Source organism: Micromonospora sp. NPDC049114 (genome assembly GCF_040648635.1).
Taxonomy (GTDB): Bacteria; Actinomycetota; Actinomycetes; order Mycobacteriales; family Micromonosporaceae; genus Micromonospora.
In genome coordinates this window covers 12,079-25,517 of sequence record NZ_JBEZEA010000008.1, presented here as the reverse complement: position 1 = coordinate 25,517, position 13,439 = coordinate 12,079, and the positions used below count along the sequence as shown (strand labels likewise).

Here is a 13,439-nt window from a genome sequence, read left to right as displayed (position 1 = left end):
GTAGCACTGGGTTCCAGGATAGCAAAAAATCGCTATATGTCTTGTCATTGATCTATCGAAGGTGTTGAATCCCGTATGTACCCTTCGAGAGGAGTGCCACCGATGTCAGCACCTCCGAGGCGGATACTCGCCACCACCCTGATCATGGCACTGACCGCGTCCACCCTGCTGGCCTGCGGAGATGACGGATCCGACAGCAACAGCAAAAAGATCACCGTTTGGAGTCTGGAAGACGTCGCCGACCGCGTCACCGCCACCAAGGCGATCATCGCGGACTTCACCGCGAAGACCGGGATCCAGGTCGACCTCGTGACCGTCAACGAGGACCAGTTCCCGTCCCTGATCGCCGCCAACGCCGCCGCCGGCGACCTGCCCGACGTGGTCGGCTCGGTCTCCCTGGCCGGCATCCGTACGCTCGCCGGCAACGAGCTGCTGCACGCCTCGGCGAACGCGGAGGTCGTCGACAAGCTGGGCCGGCAGACGTTCTCCCCCCGGGCGTTGGAGCTGACCTCCGACGACGGCAAGCAGCTCTCCGTGCCCAGCGACGGGTGGGGGCAGCTGCTCGTCTACCGCAAGGACCTGTTCGCCGCCGCCGGCCTGCCCGCCCCCGACACGTACGAACGGATCACCACCGCCGCGGCGAAGCTGAACACCGGCGGCGTCGCCGGCATCACCGCGGCGACCTCGCCCAGCGACGTGTTCACCCAGCAGACCTTCGAGCACCTGGCCCTGGCCAACGGCTGCCAGCTCACCGACGACTCCGGCGCGGTGACGCTCGACTCGCCGCAGTGCGTCGAGGCGTTCCGCTTCTACGGCGACCTGATCCGCACCAGCTCCGTGAAGGGCGCACAGGACGTGGACACCACGCGGGCCACCTACTTCGCGGGCAAGGCCGCCATGGTGATCTGGTCGCCGTTCATCCTCGACGAGCTGGCCGGGCTGCGTAACGACGCCAAGCCGACCTGCCCGCAGTGCCAGGCCGACCCGTCGTTCCTGGCCAAGAACAGCGGGTTCGTCACCGCGATCAAGGGCCCCAACGGCACCGAGCCCGCGCAGTACGGCGAGATCAGCTCGTGGGCCGTGCTCGACGGCGCGGTGACCGACCCGGCGAAGTCCTTCGTGGAGTACATGCTCGGCGACGGCTACCCGCGCTGGTTCGGCATGTCCCCCGAGGGCCGGTTCCCGGTGCGCAAGGGCACCACTGCCGAGCCGGAGGCGTTCCTCACCGCCTGGAACACCAGCCAGGCCGGCGTGGACGCCAAGAAGCCCCTCTCCGACGTGTACGGCGACGAGGTGCTGGCCACCCTGCGCAGCAGCCCGGACACCTTCGGGCGCTGGGGGCTCAGCCAGGGGCAGGGCAAGCTGGTCGGCGCCATGCTCGGCGAGCTGCCGGTGCCCAAGGTGCTGGGCGACCTCACCTCCGGCAAGACCGACGCGGCGGCCGCCGCCGGCCGGGCCAAGAAGGACGTCGAAGCGATCAAGGCGGGCGTCAATTGACCACCACCGCCCCCGACACCGGCCGCTCCCCCACCAGGGAGCGGCCGGATCGGCCCCGCCGCCGACCACTGACGCTTCGCCGCCGCGAGTCCCGTGCCGGGCTGGCGCTTGTCGCGCCGACCCTGCTCGTCACCATCGCGGTCATCGGCATCCCGATCATCTGGACCGTCGTGCTCGCCTTTCAGCGGGTCCGGCTCGCCACCCTGCGCAAGACCGGGCTCTTCGGCGAGTTCACCATGGACAACATCGACCGGGTGCTGCACACCCCCGGCTTCGCCGACACGCTGTGGGTCACGCTGCTCTACAGCGTCGGCGGCACCGTCGGGTCGATCGCGCTCGGCCTGGTCGCCGCCCTGGTGGTACGCCGCCCGTTCCGGGGCCGCACGCTGGTGCGGGCCTCCATGCTGCTGCCGTACGTGGCGCCGGTGGTCGCGGTCACCTTCGTCTGGCAGGTGATGCTCGACCCGCAGCTCGGCATCGTCAACCACTGGGGTCAGCGCCTGCTGGGCTGGGACGCGCCCGTGCCCTTCCTCACCCAGGAGTCGACAGCCCTGGCCACGGTCATCGTGTTCGAGGCGTGGCGCTACTTCCCGTTCGCGTTCCTGTTCCTGCTGGCCCGGCTCCAGGCGGTGCCCGGTGAGCTGGAGGAGGCCGCCCGCGTCGACGGGGCCACGCCCACTCAGCGGTTCCGGCACATCCTGCTGCCGCAGCTGCTGCCGGTGATCGCCCTGCTGGGGGTGCTGCGCTTCATCATGACGTTCAACAAGTTCGACGACGTCTACCTGCTCACCGGCGGGGCCGCCGGCACCGAGGTGGTCAGCGTCCGGGTGTACGAGTTCCTCACCGCCCGTACCGACGTCGGCGCGGCGGCCGCGCAGGCGGTCGTGCTGGCCGTGGTGCTCATCGTGTTCGTGCTGATCTATCTGCGCTTCTTCGGACGGAGGGTCAGCTGATGGACCGGGACCTGGTCGAGACGGTGAGCCTGCGCTGGCTGCGCCGCCTGGTGATCGCCGCGTTCCTGGTCGTCACCGTCTTTCCCTTCTACTACATGCTCGTGCTCTCGGTACGCCCCATCGAGCGGCTGCTGCTCGACCCGGGCTCGCTGGTCGTCGGCTTCGGCGAGTTGACCGTCGCCACGTACGCCGAGGTGCTCAAGGCCACCGACGACGGCGGTCAGGGATTCCTCACCTTCATCCGCAACAGCGGCATCGTCTCGGTCGCCGCGACAGTGCTCACGCTGCTCGTCGCGATCCCCGGCGCGTACGCGGTGGCCCGGCTCCGGTTCTTCGGCCGGCGCCAGGTCGACTTCCTGTTCCTGGCCGTCTACCTGTTCCCGTCGATAGTCATCGCGATCCCGCTGTTCGTGGTCTTCAGCCTCGCCGGGCTGCGTGGCTCGCTGTTGGGCCTGGTGCTGGTCTACATCTCGCAGACGCTGCCGGTGTCGGTCTACATGTTGAAGAACTACTTCGAGACCATCCCGGTCAGCCTGGAGGAGTCGGCGGCCATCGACGGCGCCGGCCGACTCGGCATCATCCGCCGGGTCAGCCTGCCCCTCGCCGCGCCATCGATCATGGCGGTCGCACTCTACGACTTCATGATCGCCTGGAACGAGTTCCTGTTCGCCCTGCTCTTCCTGGTCGACAAACCGGACCGGTGGACCGTGTCGCTCGGGCTGTCCCTGCTCTCCGACGGCGTGGAGGTGCCCAAGACGGTGCTGATGGCCGGATCGGTCGTCCTCACCCTGCCCATCGTGATCCTCTTCTTCGCCAGTGAACGGCTGCTCACCGAGGGCCTGACCAGCGGCGCGGAGAAGGGCTGAGGTGTTTCCCTGATCGGTGGCAGCCCAGCGACCCGGCACGCCGACCCCGTCGCCGCTGAGCTGCCACCGATCGGGGCGCCTGCCGGACCGGCCCATCGCGCCCCGACCGGCCCGGTTACGGTGGCCGTATGGCCAACCCGACCCGCTGGGCGACCGACACCGGTCCAGAGCACTCACAGTGGTACATCGACCGGTTCCGCAAGCTCGCCGCCGAGGGAGCGGACCTGGCCGGCGAGGCCCGACTTGTCGACACGCTCGTCGCCCCCGGCTCGCGGATCCTCGACGCCGGCAGCGGCACCGGCCGGGTCGGCGCGGCCCTTTCCCAGCGCGGGCACACAGTGGTCGGGGTCGACGCCGACCCCGCACTGGTGGAGGCCGCCCGCGCCGACCACCCCGGCCCCCACTGGCTGGTCGCCGACCTCGCCGAACTGGACCTGCCGGCGCTCGGCGAGGCGGAGCCGTTCGACGCGGCCGTCCTCGCCGGCAACGTCCTCGCCTTCGTCGCCGCCGGCACCGAGCCGGAGGTGCTGCGCCGACTCACCGGGCACCTGCGCCCCGACGGCGTGCTGGCGGTCGGCTTCGGCACCGAACGCGGCTACCCGCTGACCGCGTTCGACGCCGACGCGATAGCCGCCGGGCTGCGCCTGGAGCACCGCTTCGCCACCTGGGACCTGCGGCCGTGGCGCGACGACGCGCCGTTCGCGGTCAGCATCCTGCGCCGTCCGGCCACCTGACGCCCGACCGGCGGGCCGCCGCCCGCCGCCCGGGCGACACCACCACGGGCATCAGGACGGGGCGGCGACGGCCCGGGCCGCGGCCGGGTCCAGGGTCGCGCCGGCCGGCACGAGGCTGACCAGGCCGGCGGGCAGCCGCACCGGCCGCACGTCGCGGTAGCCGAGCATCGCCAGCACCTCCCGGTCGGCCAGCACGTACCGCCGGCCCAGGTCGGTGACCACGGACACCGCGCCTCCGGACGCGCCGGGCGCCGCCGCGGCCTCGACCACCGCCCCGCCACCCGGCTGCACCACCACGTGGTCGGCCAGCGCCGCGCCGCCGCCCGGCGCGGTCCGCGGGACGGCCGCCAGGTCCGGCAGCCGTACGCCCCGCAGCACCTCGCCCGTGCCGCCGTCGTCACCGACCCGGGCGCAGATCGCCGCGTCGTCGGAGCTGGCGAGCCGGGGCGGCACGGGCGGCGGCGCGGTCGGGCCGCTCGGCGCGAGATCGGGCAGCGTGGGCAGGGCGGCGAACCGGCCCAGCGTCATCGGTTCGGACTCCCCCTGCCCGGTGCGGGCCAGCAGCAGCCCGGCCTGCAACTCGGTGATCCCGGCCAGCCCGTCGTCGAGCGCCACCGCGTACTGCCGGCCGCCGCCGGAGTTGCGCACCAGATAGACCTGACCGATCGTGGCGCCCGGCACGCGGGTGGAGGGTCGGCCCTCGCCGGGCAGCGCCAGCGGGGCCAGATCGACGCCTGCGGGAAGCGCGTTGAGCAGGGCGGGCGCGACCGGCACCGCGCGCGTCCGGGTGGTCGCCAGCGCGGCCAGCACCCGGTTGGGATCGCGGACCAGATACCGGCGCTGGTGCCACACGAGGTGCAGGCCGCCGTCGGGATGGCGCAGCAGCAGCGCGTCGTCGCCCAGCGGCCGACCGCCGTCGGGGTCGGTGCCGATCAGCAGCGCCGAGCGGGGGTCCTCGCTGCCGGCCGTCGAGCAGACCGTCCACGCCGAGGTCGCCAGCCGGCCGGGGGCGGGCAGCGAGTCCGGTGCGTCGGCGATGCCCAGGGGCAGACCGCGCGGCACGTCGTCGATCGAGCGTCGGGAGACCAGCACGGTCTTCGAGGAGTCCGCGCCGACGATCAGCAACGCCGACGCGTAGTTGAGCACCGGGTGCAGCTTCTGCTCCCGGTAGACGAACCGGGCGCCGGACTCCTTCTCCACGATCACCGCGCCGGGGTCGCGCCAGCCCTTGCCACCGCCAGCGAACAGGCCGTAGAGCGCCGAACCCCCGAGCCCGATCGCCGCGACGAGGACGCTGGCCAGGCCCGCGCCCGCCAGCCGCCGAAACGGTGACTGGGCGGGGTCGGTCTCCCGCATCACCAGTGCGGCGACCGCCCGCTGGACGCTGAACTGGTAGGAGTGCAGCTGATCCTGCCGCGACGGCATGAGGTCCCTTCCGCTGGTTCGACCGGGCCACAGGATATGCGCTGCGTCGATGTCCCGTGGACCCTGCGTGGCCGTCCCGGCCCCGACCGGTACCATCCGGGGACGAATCCGGCGGCGAGAGGGCACCCGTGGGCGCGCGTTTCGAGGAGCTGGCCTGGCGGGAGACCCCGATCGGCGCGATCAGCCTGCGGCGGCGCCGCGATCCGGCGCTGCAGGTCGAGGTGTACGAGGTCAAGCTCGACGACGAGTACCTGATGTCCAGCCTCTTCCCCGTCGCCGAGATCGAGCTGGCCCGACTGGGCCTGGCCGAACTCACCGGCGACGCCCTCGACGTGGTGGTCGGCGGCCTCGGGCTGGGCTACACCGCGTGCACCGCGCTGGCCGACCCGCGGGTGCGTGCACTGCTCGTGGTGGAGGCCATCGAGGACGTCATCGACTGGCACCGGCGAGGGCTGCTGCCGTTCGCGGCCGGTCTCGCCGAGGACCCCCGGACCCGGTTCGCGCGAGCCGACTTCTTCGCCGCGGTGGCCGGCGACGACGGGTTCGACGCCGAGGAACCCGGGCGTCTCTTCGACGCGGTTCTGCTCGACGTCGACCACTCGCCGCGCAACGTCCTGCACCCGAGCCACGCCCCCTTCTACACGCCGGACGGGCTGCGCCGACTCGCCGCGCTGCTGCGCCCGGAGGGCGTCTTCGCGCTGTGGTCGGACGACCCGCCGGACGACGAGTTCATCGCAGCGCTCACGGAGGTGTTCGCGACCGCGCGGGCGCATGTCGTGCCGTTCGCCAACCCGCTGACCGGCGGCCAGTCCGCCAACACGGTCTACGTCGCCCACCGCTGAATCCCGCCCGCCGCTCACCGGTCAGCGAGCCTGTCACGGACGACCACCGGTCACGATCACGCTCGCCCAGCGCGGTGTCGCGCGGCGCGTCCACGGCGGGATGGCGTTTCAGGTGGGCGGGATCGGGAAGGTGGCCCCGGGGTCGCCGCATCTCGCGCCGCGGCCGGGTTACTGGAGGTCGCGATGCGTGCCCTGCTCTGGGTCGTCGGTGTGGTCGCCGGCGTGCTGATTCTGCTCGGGCTGCTCCTCGAGGCGGTCCGCTGGCTGATCATCATCGGCCTGATCGCGCTGGTGATCGTGATCATCCTGGGCGTGGTCAAGGGACGGCAGGCCATGCACCACCAGACCCGCCGACGGTGACGCCGGCGCGGCTCAGAACCAGTCCGCGCGCATGTCGAGCGTGGTCCGGTCGAGGCTGTCCAGCAGGTCGAACTGCGGGCCCGTCCGGGGCAGCTCGGCCGTGAAGAAGTAGCGGGCCGCCTGCCACTTGCCGGCGTGGAAGGCGTCGCCGTCCTCCCGGGGCGGCAGCGCCAGCACCTGCTCCAGCCACATCCAGGCGATCACCACGTGCCCGACCGCCTCCAGGTAGACGCTGGCGTTGGCCAGGGCCAGCACCGGGTCACCGCCGGACCAGAGCCGCCGGGTGACCGCGACGATCCGGTCCACCGCGCCGGCCAGCCGGTCGGCCAGTTCGGCCGCCTCTCCCCCGGCCCGGCGGCCCCGGCCGACGGTGTCGCCGATGGTCTCGGTCAGCAGGAGCAGACCCGCGCCGTCGCGCATGGTCATCTTGCGCCCCAACAGGTCAAGCGCCTGGATGCCGTGGGTGCCCTCGTGGATCGGGTTGAGCCGGTTGTCCCGGTAGTGCTGCTCGATGTCGTGATCGCGCGTGTAGCCGGCGCCGCCGAGTACCTGGATCGCCAGGTCGTTGGCGGCCAGGCACCACTGCGAGGGCCAGCTCTTGGTGATCGGGGTGAGCACGTCCAGCAGCAGGTGCGACCGCTCGCGGTCGGTCTGCTGCGGGGCGGTCTGCTCCTCGTCGAGCAGCCGGGCGCAGTAGAGCACCAGGGCCAGGGCACCCTCGACGTAGCTCTTCTGCGCCAGCAGCATCCGCCGTACGTCCGGGTGGTCGATGATCGGCACCTGCGGGGCCGCGGGGTCCTTCGCGTCGACCGGCCGGCCCTGCGGCCGCTCGCGGGCGTACGCCAGGCTCTTGAGATAGCCGGTGTAGCCCAGCGCCATGGCACCGGCGCCGACACCGATCCGGGCCCCGTTCATCATGTGGAACATCTGGGCGAGCCCCTGGTGCGGCATGCCGACCAGGTGGCCGACGGCGCCCGGGCGACCGGCCGGGGTGTGGCCGCCGTCGCCGAAGCTGAGCAGGGTGTTGGTGGTCCCCCGGAAGCCCATCTTGTGGTTGAGCCCGGCGAGCACCACGTCGTTGCGGTCGCCGAGCGACCCGTCCGGCTCGACGAGCACCTTGGGCACGATGAACAGCGAGATGCCCTTCACCCCGGGCGGCCCGCCGGGAATCCGCGCCAGCACCAGGTGGACGATGTTCTCGGCCAGCTCATGGTCACCGCCGGAGATCCACATCTTGGTGCCGTAGAGCCGGTACGTCCCGTCCGGCTGCGGCTCGGCCCGGGTGGTGATGTCGGCCAGCGAGCTGCCCGCGTGCGGCTCGGACAGGCACATGGTGCCGAAGAACCGGCCCTCCAGCATGGGTCGGACGTACGTGTCGACCTGCTCGGCGCTGCCGTGCGCCAACAGCAGCTTCGCGTTGCCCAGGGTCAGCATCGGGTACGCCGAGGTGGCCACGTTGGCCGCCTGGAACCAGGCGAAGCAGGCGGCGGCGACGGCCTGCGGCAGTTGCAGACCGCCGACCGAGGCGTCCAGCCCGGCGGTGAGCAGACCCGTCTCGGCGAAGCTGTCCAACGCCGCGCGCACCTGCGGAATCAGCCGCACCCGCTGCCCGTCGAACGTCGGTTCGGCAAGGTCGGCGGCCCGGTTGTGCGGGGCGAACTGCTCGGTGGCCACCCGCTCGGCGAGGTCCAGCGCGTCGTCAAAGGTCTCCCGGGAGTGCTCGGCGTAGCGAGGGCGCTCGACGAGCTGCGACACCCGCAACCAGTCGTGCAGCAGGAAGTCCAGGTCACGGCGGGACAGCAGGGTGGACGGCACGGAACTCCTCGGCGGGCTCGGGTCTGTCGGGCGGGGGCGGCGGCCCGGCGTCGCCCCGACCCATCCTGACCGATCCACCGGGAGCACACCACCGCCGCCCGTCGGCGGGCGTCATTGTCGTACCCGTCGGCTAGCGTCCCTGCCCGTGACCGCACCCGGAGACGTCGACCCCGAGGTTCTCGACCGGCTACGCCCGATCTGTCGCGGGTTGCCGGAGACCTACGAGGAGCCGGCCTGGGTGGGCACACGTTGGCGGATCCGCCGGCGCACCTTCGCCCACGTGCTCACCGTCGACCCCGACCGTCAGGGGGCGCACGCGCGCGCCGCCACGCTCGACCGGCCGGCCTGCCTGTTGGTCTTCCGATCACCGCTCGACGAGATCGCCGGTCTCCTGAGCGTCGGGCACCCCTTCTACAAGCCGGACTGGAGCCCGAACGTGCTGGGCATGATCCTGGACGCGGACACCGACTGGGACGAGGTGGGCGAGCTGCTCACCGAGAGCTACCGCGTGCAGGCGCCCAAACGGCTCGCCGCACTTGTCGACGGGCCCGGCTGAACGCGCCCGCCGCCCGCCGTCTCGGCGTTTCGCCGGGGCCGGCACGGGGATACCGCGCCAACGGTGGCGGGTCATCGACGGGAATCGGCGACGCCGCCCGTCGCGTGAGGAGCGGCAGATGTCCAGGCTTGGCACCGAGGAGGACCTTCGGTTGACGCCAGTGCTCGTCGAGGACCGGGTGTGCACAGGTGTGACCACCCTGCGGGGGCGGGTCTTCCTGAGCTACCCGGCGGCGGACCGGCCGGGCGTGCAGGTGGCGGAGGCGCTGCCGGACGGCGGCCGCAACCCGTACCCGGACGCCGCGTGGAACGAGCCGGACCAACCGCCGGACGGGACGTTCGTGCACGTCAACGGGTCGCGGGCGGGCCCGGACGGCCGACTGTGGATCGTCGATTCGGGGTCCCGGCAGCTCGGCGGTGAGCAGGTGCCCGGCGGCGCGCGGCTGATCGCCGTCGACGTGGCCAGCGACCGGGTAGATCGGGTCTACCACCTCGACGACGCGGTGCGCCCGCACAGCTACGTCGACGACGTCCGGTTTCACGGCGACACCGCGTACCTCACCGACGCCGGCATGCCCGCCCTCATCGTGCTGGACCTCGATTCGGGTCGGTGCCGACGGGTGTTGGACGGGCACCCGAGCACGGTGGGCGGGCCCGTGGTCGCCGACGGCCGGGCGCTGCGGGATCCCAGCGGCGCCGAGGTGTGCCTGAACGCCGACCAGCTGGAGGTGTCGCCGGACGGTCGGTGGCTGTACTACCAGCCGGCCTCGGGTGGGATGTCCCGGATCGGCACCCGCTGGCTGGACGACCCGACGCTGTCCGCGGAGGAGTTGGCCCGGCGGGTCGAGCCCTGGTGGGACACGCCCAGCACCGGCGGGACGGCCATCGACGCGCTCGGCACCATCTACGTCAGCGATGTGGAACGACGTCGCGTGCTCGCCCTGGCGCCGGACCGCAGCGTCCGTACGCTCGTCGCCGACCCGCGCCTGGCCTGGGTGGACGCGATGTGGCTCGACGCCGAGGGTCACCTCTGGCTGCCGGCGGCCCAACTGCACCTGACCGCCGGCCTCAATGGCGGCCACGCGGCCGTCGACTATCCGGTCCGGATCTACCGGATGCCTGTCGACGCCGGTCCGCCCCCGATCGACCACGCCTGATGGCGTTATTCCTGAAAAGCGGTCGGTGCGGATCACGTCGTGTCGCCGTCACAGACCTCAACCATCCATTGTGTACGGCAGCTGGTGCCGGCCGGCGACGGACCACCTGCCGGTCACCCGCTGCCGGCGCAGATCGCCGCTCGCCTCGGCGCGACCTGCGGTGGGCGGGAGTCCTCGATATCCTGCCTCGCATGCATCGAAGCCGTGTGTACGCGTTGCTGATCGACGCGCCCGAGGCGGAGGCCGCGCGGGCGGCGGAGTTCTGGTCGGCGGCGCTCGGCGTCGACACCCGGACCCATCCGGCCGAGCCGCAGTTCGTCGGCCTGCACGAGGCGTTGCCGGGCCTGGTCACCGCCGTCCAGTCCGTTGACGACGCGCCGCGCTACCACCTCGACATCGAGACCGACGACGTGGCGGCGGAGACCGCCCGACTGGTCGGTCTGGGCGCCACCGAGGTGTCGCAGTGGTTGGAGTGTCGGATTCTGCGGGCGCCCGGCGGGCACCTGCTCTGTGTGCTGCCGGTCGAGAGCCCACCCGAGGTGTTCGACGCCCAGTCCCGAACCTGGTCGTGACGCGCCGGGCTGTCGGAGGGCGGCGCTAGGGTTCCGGCCATGGCGGATGTGGTGTTGGTGGCGGGCGCGTGGCTGGGATCGTGGGCGTGGGACGAGGTGGTGCCGGGGCTGCGGGCCGCCGGCCACCGGGCCTGTCCCCTGACCCTCTCCGGTCTCGCCGAGAGGCGGGGCGTGCCCGCCGGTCAGCAGACCCACGTGCAGGACATCGTCGGCGAGATCGAGCGACGCGACCTGCGCGACGTGGTGCTGGTCGGGCACAGCTACTCGGGCATTCCGGTCGGTCAGGCAGCCGGGCGGATCGGCGACCGGTTGACCCGGGTGGTCTACGTCGACGCGGAGGTGCCGGTGGACGGCCTGTCGTTCGCGTCCGGCTGGTGGCAGGGCCAGGCGGCGTTCGAGTCGGTGCTCGCCGACAACGGCGGCGACTGGCCGCCGCTCGACGTGGCCGAGTTCGACGGTCAGGGGCTCACCGACGAGCAGATCGCGCGGCTGGTCAAGGGCTGCACCCCCCACCCGGGCGCCACGCTTACCGAGCCGGCCGTGCTGGCCCGCCCGCTGGGCGAGCTGCCGACGACGTACGTCAAGTGCCTGCTCGACGGGCCGGAGCCCAACGACACCGTGTCCGCGCTGCTGACCAGCGAGCAGTGGCGGCTGGTCACGATGGCGACGGGCCACTGGCCGATGTTCTCGCAGCCCGACGAGCTGGCCCGGTTGCTGGTGGAGCAGATCGGCTGACTCTCCGCGTGCGCCGGCCCGGCGGGTCAGGTCACGGCGTCGTCGAGGGTCCTGATGCGGCGCACCGGGGACGCGAGCAGCCACAGCACGGCGAGCATGCCGCCCACTCCGGCGACGACCAGGGTCGGCCGCAGCCCGATGGTGGTGCCCAGCGCGCCGCCGACCAGCGCGCCGAGCGGCCGGATGCCGTAGTTGACGGCGCTGTACGCGCCGGCCCGACGACCGCGCGCGTCGTCGGGTGTGACGGCGGTGAGCAGGGCGTTGAGGTTGACGTCCATCAGCATCACGCCGACGCTGGACACCAGCTCGATGGCCGCGAGCATGGCCACCTTCGCCCAGGTGGGGCCGGCGACCAACGCCGTCAGCGCGAGCGGCGCGGGGAAGACCACCGCGCCGATCATCGCGGTGCGGCCCAGCCCGATGGCCCGCGAGACGCGGGGCGCCAGGGCCGCGCCGGCGAGTCCGCCGAGCGCGCCGATGCCGAACGCGACGCCGATCGCGCCGGCCGACAGGCCGAGTTCACGGTTGGCGTAGAGCACCAGCAGCGCCGTGGCGATGAAGGTGAAGAAATTGACGGTGCTGGTGCAGCCGAGCGCGGCACGCAGCACCGGGTGGCGCAGCACCAGCGCGAAGCCCTCGCGGACCAGGCCGAGCGTGGACGTCCGCCGTGGCGGCGGAGGCGGCTCGGTGACCGGGATGCGCCGCAGCAGCAGCGCGGACGCGAGGAAGGACACCGCGTCGACGAGGATCGCCACCGGCGCGCTGAGCGCCTGGACGAGTCCACCGCCGACGGCCGGGCCGGCGATGAACGAGAGGGACCGGCTCACGCTGAGTTCGCTGTTCGCGTCCACGTACGCCGACCGCGGCACCAGGGCGACGAAGAACGCCTGTTGTCCCAGGGCGAACAGTACCGCCCCGGCGCCGGTGAGCAGCGCCACGAGGTACAGCTGGGTGAGGGTGACCGCCCCGAACAGGTAGGCCGCGGGCAGGCTGAGCAGCACCGCCGCGCGCAGCAGATCCGCGATGATCAGGAGTCGACGCTTGTGGGTGCGCTGGTCCACCCACGCGCCGAGGAACAGGCCCAGCAGGTTGGGCAGCCAGATCAGCGCGGTGAGGACGCTGACCTGCACGGGCGTCGCGGCGAGCAGGGAGACGGCGATCAGCGGCAGGGCCAGCTCGCTGACCCGGTCGCCGAACGCGGTGATCGTCTGGCCGATCCAGAAGGTGCGGAACCGCCGGTCGCGTCCCAGCGCCGGTGCGGGTGGGGCGTCGAGCGCCGTCATGACGTGGACGAATCGTCGCTGGCCTCGGGCAGCAGGTAGCGCAGCATCCGGACGAGCTGGGCGCCGTCCGGCGTCGTCTCGTCGTCCTTGCGCCGCACGTACGGGGCGAGCAGCTCCTCGATCGCCTCTTCCAGGTGCCGCAGCTCGTCGGGTGTGGCGACGAAGCTGGTGTCGGCCACCCCGGCCAGCCCGCGCCACTCGGCGTCCAGTCGGGGTTCGTCGTGCAGTAGCCACTGCTGGGGCGCGTCGGCGTAGCGGGCGAACATCTCGCCGCGCAGCTGTCGGGCCGCGGCCTGCCCCTCGGCGTCGTCGGGCAGCGTGAAGCGGAAGCCCCGGGCGGCCGCCTGCCACCAGCGCTCCCGCTTGCTGGTGGCGCCGTCTGCGTCGGTGACGAGGCCGAACGTCGCGAGGTGGCGCAGGTGCCAGCTGACCACCGACGGCGTGGCGCCGACGTGCGGCGACAGGCCGGTGGCCGTGGCCGGGCCGTGCCGCTGGAGCCGGTCGAGGATGGCCAGCCGGACGGGGTGCGCCAGCGCCCGCAGCGCCTGCGGCTCGGTGATCTCGAAATCCCCGTACGGATTCTTGAGAGACATGTTTCGAAAGTAGTCTCTCAGGTCTGCCGGAGCAACCCCCGGGCCGCCGCCT

14 protein-coding genes are annotated in these 13,439 nt (G+C 72.4%); 10 read left to right on the top strand and 4 right to left on the bottom strand.

Features of this window, described 5'->3' with window-relative positions:
* Positions 1-102 precede the first annotated feature (102 nt).
* The 4 genes from AB0B39_RS22055 to AB0B39_RS22040 all read left to right on the top strand — a co-directional run bounded on the left by AB0B39_RS22055 (position 103) and on the right by AB0B39_RS22040 (position 4,050).
* Positions 103-1,497 (top strand): extracellular solute-binding protein, encoded by a 1,395-nt coding sequence (locus AB0B39_RS22055; RefSeq protein ID WP_234588161.1) that lies wholly within the window; start codon positions 103-105, stop codon positions 1,495-1,497.
* Positions 1,494-2,450, top strand: a complete 957-nt coding sequence (locus AB0B39_RS22050; RefSeq protein WP_357575229.1) for a sugar ABC transporter permease — start codon at positions 1,494-1,496, stop codon at positions 2,448-2,450. Before AB0B39_RS22055 ends, AB0B39_RS22050 begins: the two co-directional genes overlap by 4 nt.
* Positions 2,450-3,316, top strand: a complete 867-nt coding sequence (locus AB0B39_RS22045) for a carbohydrate ABC transporter permease (protein WP_357575228.1) — start codon at positions 2,450-2,452, stop codon at positions 3,314-3,316. The genes AB0B39_RS22050 and AB0B39_RS22045 overlap by 1 nt, the downstream gene beginning before the upstream one ends.
* Before the next feature lie 128 nt (positions 3,317-3,444).
* The gene (locus AB0B39_RS22040) at positions 3,445-4,050 is read left to right on the top strand and encodes a class I SAM-dependent methyltransferase (RefSeq protein ID WP_357575227.1); all 606 of its coding nucleotides are present in this window, start codon (positions 3,445-3,447) and stop codon (positions 4,048-4,050) included.
* Between the two features lie 51 nt (positions 4,051-4,101).
* Here the strand turns inward: AB0B39_RS22040 and eccB are convergent, their stop codons facing one another.
* Positions 4,102-5,475, bottom strand: coding sequence for a type VII secretion protein EccB (eccB, locus tag AB0B39_RS22035; RefSeq protein WP_357575226.1), 1,374 nt, complete (start codon positions 5,473-5,475; stop codon positions 4,102-4,104).
* Positions 5,476-5,603: 128 nt separating this feature from the next.
* On the opposite strand from eccB, the gene AB0B39_RS22030 reads away from it, so the two are divergent.
* Positions 5,604-6,317 carry a spermidine synthase gene (locus AB0B39_RS22030; RefSeq protein ID WP_234583913.1) on the top strand — a complete coding sequence of 238 codons (714 nt, stop codon included), beginning with the start codon at positions 5,604-5,606 and terminating at the stop codon, positions 6,315-6,317.
* Between the two features lie 183 nt (positions 6,318-6,500).
* Positions 6,501-6,677 (top strand): hypothetical protein, encoded by a 177-nt coding sequence (locus tag AB0B39_RS22025; RefSeq protein WP_234583914.1) that lies wholly within the window; start codon positions 6,501-6,503, stop codon positions 6,675-6,677.
* 12 nt (positions 6,678-6,689) lie between these two features.
* Here AB0B39_RS22025 and AB0B39_RS22020 read toward each other — a convergent pair whose 3' ends face one another.
* Positions 6,690-8,492, bottom strand: a complete 1,803-nt coding sequence (locus AB0B39_RS22020; RefSeq protein WP_357489784.1) for an acyl-CoA dehydrogenase — start codon at positions 8,490-8,492, stop codon at positions 6,690-6,692.
* Between the two features lie 145 nt (positions 8,493-8,637).
* Here AB0B39_RS22020 and AB0B39_RS22015 point away from each other — a divergent pair, with 145 nt between their 5' ends.
* The 4 genes from AB0B39_RS22015 to AB0B39_RS22000 all read left to right on the top strand — a co-directional run bounded on the left by AB0B39_RS22015 (position 8,638) and on the right by AB0B39_RS22000 (position 11,511).
* On the top strand, positions 8,638-9,048 hold the full coding sequence (locus AB0B39_RS22015; RefSeq protein ID WP_357489782.1) for an MmcQ/YjbR family DNA-binding protein: 411 nt from the start codon (positions 8,638-8,640) through the stop codon (positions 9,046-9,048).
* Positions 9,049-9,166: 118 nt separating this feature from the next.
* On the top strand, positions 9,167-10,204 hold the full coding sequence (locus tag AB0B39_RS22010; protein WP_357575225.1) for an L-dopachrome tautomerase-related protein: 1,038 nt from the start codon (positions 9,167-9,169) through the stop codon (positions 10,202-10,204).
* A gap of 191 nt (positions 10,205-10,395) precedes the next feature.
* Positions 10,396-10,776, top strand: a complete 381-nt coding sequence (locus AB0B39_RS22005) for a VOC family protein (RefSeq protein WP_357575224.1) — start codon at positions 10,396-10,398, stop codon at positions 10,774-10,776.
* 39 nt (positions 10,777-10,815) lie between these two features.
* A complete protein-coding gene (locus AB0B39_RS22000; RefSeq protein WP_357575223.1) occupies positions 10,816-11,511 on the top strand; it encodes an alpha/beta hydrolase in 696 nt (231 codons plus the stop codon).
* 26 nt (positions 11,512-11,537) lie between these two features.
* Here the strand turns inward: AB0B39_RS22000 and AB0B39_RS21995 are convergent, their stop codons facing one another.
* Both AB0B39_RS21995 and AB0B39_RS21990 read right to left on the bottom strand, forming a co-directional pair.
* The gene (locus AB0B39_RS21995; protein ID WP_357575222.1) at positions 11,538-12,794 is read right to left on the bottom strand and encodes an MFS transporter; all 1,257 of its coding nucleotides are present in this window, start codon (positions 12,792-12,794) and stop codon (positions 11,538-11,540) included.
* Positions 12,791-13,387 (bottom strand): helix-turn-helix domain-containing protein, encoded by a 597-nt coding sequence (locus AB0B39_RS21990; protein ID WP_357575221.1) that lies wholly within the window; start codon positions 13,385-13,387, stop codon positions 12,791-12,793. The genes AB0B39_RS21995 and AB0B39_RS21990 overlap by 4 nt, the downstream gene beginning before the upstream one ends.
* Between the last annotated feature and the right edge of the window lie 52 nt (positions 13,388-13,439).